3 protein-coding genes are annotated in these 6,138 nt (G+C 71.3%); 2 read left to right on the forward strand and 1 reads right to left on the reverse strand.

Annotation, left to right across the window (positions count from 1 at the left end; translation table 11 throughout):
- Window positions 1-205 precede the first annotated feature (205 nt).
- Window positions 206-3,007 (forward strand): aconitate hydratase, encoded by a 2,802-nt coding sequence (locus tag ACTIDRAF_RS0217460; RefSeq protein WP_016700013.1) that lies wholly within the window; start codon window positions 206-208, stop codon window positions 3,005-3,007.
- A gap of 130 nt (window positions 3,008-3,137) precedes the next feature.
- Here the strand turns inward: ACTIDRAF_RS0217460 and dacB are convergent, their stop codons facing one another.
- Complete coding sequence (gene dacB, locus ACTIDRAF_RS0217465) at window positions 3,138-4,736, reverse strand: D-alanyl-D-alanine carboxypeptidase/D-alanyl-D-alanine endopeptidase (RefSeq protein ID WP_016700014.1); 1,599 nt, start codon at window positions 4,734-4,736, stop codon at window positions 3,138-3,140.
- Window positions 4,737-5,275: 539 nt separating this feature from the next.
- Between dacB and ACTIDRAF_RS0217470 the strand changes: the two genes are divergently transcribed.
- A complete protein-coding gene (locus tag ACTIDRAF_RS0217470) occupies window positions 5,276-5,995 on the forward strand; it encodes a sulfite exporter TauE/SafE family protein (protein ID WP_016700015.1) in 720 nt (239 codons plus the stop codon).
- Window positions 5,996-6,138 lie beyond the last annotated feature (143 nt).

Raw genomic sequence — 6,138 nt, forward strand, 5'->3', positions numbered from 1 at the left:
GCCCGGTCGTTCCGCGACCGGGCGCGGCGGCGTCGTGAACGTGGTGGGACGTGGGCTCCGAAACCACACCCCGACTTGAAAAGCAAAAAAGGACAAGCGTACTGTTTTTGCTGCGGCGAGGTCGATCGGCACGGCAGAACCGGCTGGGCCAGACTTGACCCGTCTCCCGAACTGACCTTGCACCGTCGCGAGATGGAGTTTTGACGTGACCGCACCTGCGAGCCAGGACAGCTTCGGCGCGCGCGGCACGCTCACCGTCGGCGACGCCTCCCACGAGGTGTTCCGACTGAGCGCGCTGCCCGGAGCCGACCGACTCCCGTTCAGCCTGAAGATCCTGCTGGAGAACCTGCTCCGCACCGAGGACGGCCAGAACATCACGGCCGACCACGTGCGGGCACTGGTGAACTGGGACCCCAAGGCCGACCCGTCGACCGAGATCCAGTTCACCCCGGCACGGGTGATCATGCAGGACTTCACCGGTGTCCCCTGCGTGGTGGACCTGGCCACCATGCGGGAGGCCGTCGCCCAGCTCGGCGGTGACCCCAGCAAGGTCAACCCGCTGGCCCCGGCCGAGTTGGTGATCGACCACTCGGTGATCGCGGACATCTTCGGCAGCCCGGACGCCTTCGAGCGCAACGTGGACCTGGAGTACCAGCGCAACCGCGAGCGCTACCAGTTCCTGCGTTGGGGCCAGAGCGCGTTCGACGAGTTCAAGGTGGTCCCGCCGGGGACCGGCATCGTGCACCAGGTGAACATCGAGCACCTGGCACGGGTCGTGATGACCCGCAACGGACAGGCCTACCCGGACACCCTGGTGGGCACCGACAGCCACACCACCATGGTGAACGGCATCGGCGTGCTGGGTTGGGGTGTCGGCGGGATCGAGGCCGAGGCCGCGATGCTCGGCCAGCCGGTCTCGATGCTGATCCCCCGGGTCGTGGGGTTCAAGCTGCACGGCGAGCTGCCCTCGGGCACGACCGCGACGGACCTGGTGCTGACGATCACCGAGATGCTGCGGCAGCACGGTGTCGTCGGGAAGTTCGTCGAGTTCTACGGGTCGGGTGTGGGCGCGGTGCCGCTCGCGAACCGGGCGACCATCGGGAACATGAGCCCCGAGTTCGGGTCGACGTGCGCCATCTTCCCCATCGACGGCGAGACGATCGACTACCTCAAGCTGACCGGCCGGTCCTCGGAGCAGGTCGCGCTCGTCGAGGCCTACGCCAAGGAGCAGGGGCTCTGGCACGACCCCGACGCGGAGCCCCGGTACTCCGAGACCCTGGAGCTGGACCTGGGCACCGTCGTGCCCTCCATCGCAGGCCCGAAGCGCCCCCAGGACCGGATCGAACTGGCCGCGGCCAAGCAGGCGTTCCGCAACACCATCGGCGAGTACGTCAGCCCCGGTGAGTCCGTGGTGGACGAGGCCGTGGAGGAGTCCTTCCCGGCCAGCGACTCGCCCACCTACGCGCACGACGACGACGAGGCCGGCAAGCCCCGGACCGTCCTGTCGGCGGCGAACGGCGCCGACGGTCGCCCCAGCCGACCGACCCGGGTCACCACCGAGGCCGGCACCTTCGAGCTCGACCACGGGGCCGTGGCGATCGCCGCGATCACCTCCTGCACCAACACCTCGAACCCCTCGGTGATGATCGGGGCGGCGCTGCTGGCCAAGAAGGCCGTCGAGCGGGGCCTGTCCTCCAAGCCGTGGGTGAAGACGACCCTCGCCCCCGGCTCCAAGGTGGTCATGGACTACTACGAGCGGGCGGGCCTGCTGCCCTACCTGGAGAAGCTGGGCTTCAACCTGGTCGGTTACGGCTGCACCACCTGCATCGGCAACTCCGGCCCGCTCCAGGAGGAGATCTCGGCGGCGGTGAACGACGCCGACCTCGCCGTGGTCTCCGTCCTCTCGGGCAACCGCAACTTCGAGGGCCGGATCAACCCCGACGTCAAGATGAACTACCTGGCCAGCCCGCCGCTGGTGGTGGCGTACGCACTGGCCGGTTCGATGGACCTCGACCTGACCACCGAACCGCTGGGCACCGACCAGGACGGCGAGCCGGTGTACCTCTCGGACATCTGGCCCTCGCCGCAGGAGGTCCAGGAGGTCATCGGTTCGGCGATCTCGGCGGAGGGCTTCAGCGAGGGCTACTCCGATGTGTTCGCCGGTGACGACCGCTGGCGTTCCCTGCCCACCCCCGAGGGCAAGACCTTCGAGTGGGACGCCGACTCCACCTACGTCCGCCGCCCCCCGTACTTCGAGGGCATGGGCATGGAGCCGGAGGCCGTGACCGACATCGCCGGCGCCCGCGTGCTGGCCCGGCTCGGCGACTCGGTGACCACCGACCACATCTCACCGGCCGGTGCCATCAAGGCCGACTCCCCCGCCGGTCGGTACCTGCGGGAGCACGGTGTCGAGCGCAAGGACTTCAACTCCTACGGTTCCCGTCGCGGCAACCACGAGGTGATGATCCGAGGGACCTTCGCCAACATCCGGCTGCGAAACCTCCTCCTCGACGGCGTCCAGGGCGGCTTCACGAGGAACTTCCTGGCCGGCGGCGAGCAGACCACGATCTACGACGCCTCCGTGGCCTACGCCGAGGCTGGCGTGCCGCTGGTCATCCTGGCCGGCAAGGAGTACGGCTCCGGGTCCTCCCGGGACTGGGCGGCCAAGGGGACGTCGCTGCTGGGCGTCCGCGCGGTCATCGCCGAGTCCTTCGAGCGCATCCACCGGTCCAACCTGATCGGGATGGGGGTGCTCCCGCTCCAGTTCCCGGAGGGCGAGAGCGCGGAGTCCCTCGGCCTGTCCGGCGTCGAGACCTTCGACATCAGCGGGGTCACCGCGCTGAACGACGGTTCGACGCCCAACACCGTCCGGGTGACCGCCACCGGGGAGGACGGGCAGCGGGTCGAGTTCGACGCGGTGGTCCGGATCGACACCCCGGGTGAGGCGGACTACTACCGCAACGGCGGCATCATGCAGTACGTGCTGCGGAAGATGGTGCGCGGCTGATCCCGGCGCGCCGAGCGCGGCGGCGCGGTGACCCCCGAACCCGGGCGGTCACCGCGCCGTTCTCGTCTTCGGGACCCGGAGCGACGCGGCCGGGGCGGTGGCCGGGTGCTGGTGCTCCGCTCCCGGGACGTCAGCAACCGGCCGGTACCCAGGAGCACTCGAGCTCCGACTCGTCGACGGCGGTGGCGGGGTCGTCGGCGGGCCACACCGGACCGTCGGTGGCACGCGCGTCGGGCAGCGGCCGGTCCTCGGCACCCCGGTACTCCGCCAGCCGCACCGCGACGGCGTCCTCGACGTCGCGAGGGCTGGGCGAGAGGTAGTTGTTCGACAGCATCGAGAACACCAGCGGTTGGCCGTCGGTGGCGGTGACGTACCCCGACAGTCCCGTCACCCCGGTCAGGGAACCGGTCTTGGCCAGCACGTTGCCCTCCGCCACGGTGCCCGCCATCCGTGACCGCAGCGTGCCGCCGACCAGTCGGTCGGGGTCGCCGGCGATCGGCAGCGACTCCTGGAACACCTCGAACCAGGGCTCCTCGCGCACCTGGAGCAGGAGGTCGGCGAGCTGACCCGCGGTCACCATGTCCATCCGGGACAGCCCGGAACCGTCCACCATCCGGTAGCCGCCGGCGGGCAGCCCCAGCTCGGCCAGTTCCTCGGTGAGCACCTCGATGCCGGCAGCCCAGGTTCCGGAACCCCGCAGCTCGGCGCCCAACGTCTTCACGAGTATCTCGGCGTGGCCGTTGTTGCTCAGCTTCATGAAGGGCACCAGCAGGTCCCGCAGCGGCATCGACTCGCGGATGGCGAGTTCGACGGTGCCCTCCGGGGTCGCGCCGCGGCGGATCTCGCCGTTCACCCTGATCCCCGCGTCGTCGAGAGCGGCGTGGAGCACATCCACCGCGTACCCGGTGGGGTCGTCGACGGTGCTGTACCGCTCCACCGGCCCGGAACCCGCGGCCAGGGAGCCTCGCACGACGATGTCGTTGCCGCCCCGCCGCCGTTCGACCGCGACGCCGCTGGCCTCCTCCGCCGTCGCCGTCGTCGACTGGTTGACGAGCCGGACGTGGTCGGTCGGGGGCACCACCTCCACCGTCGTCGGGTCGCCGGGGTGGTCTCCCGGCACGGTGCGCACGACGACCGTCCCGGAGTCGTAGTCGGTGTCCGGTGAGACGGTGAGCGCGGAGATCTGGGCGGAGTAGTAGTACGGTTCGTCGTCCCAGGACCAGCCGACCCCCAGCGGAACCTCGTCGAACCAGGTGTCGTCGGCCACGAGATCACCCCGCACGACCCGCACCCCGGCCTCGACCAGCTGCTGGGCCAGTTCCGCGTAGTCCTCGGCCAGCATCGTCGGGTCTCCGGTGCCCCGGAGGTGGAGGTCGCCCGGGAGGGCACCCCCACGGGGCGGGGACGCGGCGCGCAGGCTGGTGGTGAAGCGGTGGTCGGGGCCGAGCGCCGACAGCGCGGCCGCCGCGGTGAGCAGCTTGCCGTTGGAGGCGGGGAGCAGCAGGTCGGAACCGTTGCGGTCGTAGAGGGTGTCCCCGGTCTCCGCCGACCGCACCACCACGGCGGTCCGCGCTCCCGCGAGCCGGGGATCGTCGAGGATGCGGTCGAGGTCGGCGGCGAGGGCGGCGCGGCCGGTGGGGTCGGATGAGGCGGTCGCGGTGACCGCGGCACCGGCGAGCAGCACGAGGCTGAGTCCGAGCGCCAGGAGTGAGGTCGGTCGTCTGGCCATCGCTGCCTCCACGAGTCCGTGCGTGAGCCTCCGACGAGCCGAAAAAGCGTAGCCAGCCCGGAGAACCAAGGTCAACGTCCTGGTGGCCCGCCGCGGGACGCGCCAGGGTGACCGGTGACGCGGTGTCCTCCACCACACCCACCGCCCGAGCAGGGCGGCCGGACGGTGCCCGTCGCACCGGCCCCGATCTCAGGGCCCCCTCCCGTCAGGCCGGGGCGCCGCGCTCCCGCTGGACACCCTTGGCGCTGGTCACCGAGGTGTTCGCTCCCGGGCCGGGGCCGGCCGGGGCCCGCGACGTCCGCCGCTGGGGTCAGCCGGGCGAGGAGGCGGTGCCGGGTCCTGGGGGGACGCGGGATCGGGAGCGCGCCCGATCCCGGTCGGGTGGGCTGTTCCCACCGGAGACCACACGTTAGGGTTGCGCCGGCCCGCAGGCGGTCACGTGACGGAAGCAGCCTTCCACGAAGCGGAACCTTGGGTGGCGTGGACGACGCCGGCACCCGGCTGGCGGGAACACGCTTCACCTGGGATCGGGAGGAACGATGTCGCTGGCCGCCCTGCTCGTGGCAGGTCTGATCGTCATGGTCGGGGCGACCATCCAGGGATCGGTCGGGCTCGGGATGAACCTGTTGGCCGCGCCGTTCCTGATCATGATCGCGCCCGAGCTGGTGCCGGTTCCCCTCCTCGTGGTGGGAACGCTGCACGCGGCCATGACCCTCGCCCGCGAGCACCGCTCCACCGACTGGTCCGGTGTGGGGTGGGCGATGGTTGGACGGGCCGCGGGGACCGCGGTCGGCGTCGGGGCCGTCGTCTGGCTGCCGCAGCGCGAGTTCTCCGTGGTGGTGGGCGTGTCCGTCCTGGTGTGCGTCGTCCTCTCGGTTCTCTCCTGGCGTCCCAGCCCCACTCGGCCGGCGCTGCTCGTGGCGGGTACGGCGGGCGGCGTCTTCGGTACGGCCTCCTCGATCGGCGGTCCCCCGGTGGCGTTGCTGTACCAACGGGACAAGGGTCCGCGAGTGCGGGCGACGATGGGCGCGTACTTCTGCCTCGGCTCGACCTTGTCCGTCCTGGCGCTCGCCGTCGGCGGTCAGGTCGGCACCACGGAGCTCGTCGCCTCCGCCACGTTGCTGCCCTTCCTCCTCGCGGGCTTCGCCCTGTCCGGTCCCCTGCGGCGGGTGGTGGACGCCGGTCTCCTCCGCCGCGCTCTCCTGGGTGTCACCGCCTTCAGCGCCGTGCTCCTGATCGCCCGCAGCCTGTTCTGGTGATCGAGCGCTGATCACCAGCGGCGTTTCCGCCGGTCCGGGACACGGAACGTCCCGGCGGGGCGAGCATCGAGGAGCGCAGCTGGCACCACCCGGCCGGTGCCGGCGGTCGCCACCGCGGCGCCCCGGTGGCGCCGGCACCCTGC

It is taken from the genome of Actinoalloteichus spitiensis RMV-1378 (assembly GCF_000239155.1).
GTDB classification, from domain to species: domain Bacteria; phylum Actinomycetota; class Actinomycetes; order Mycobacteriales; family Pseudonocardiaceae; genus Actinoalloteichus_B; species Actinoalloteichus_B spitiensis.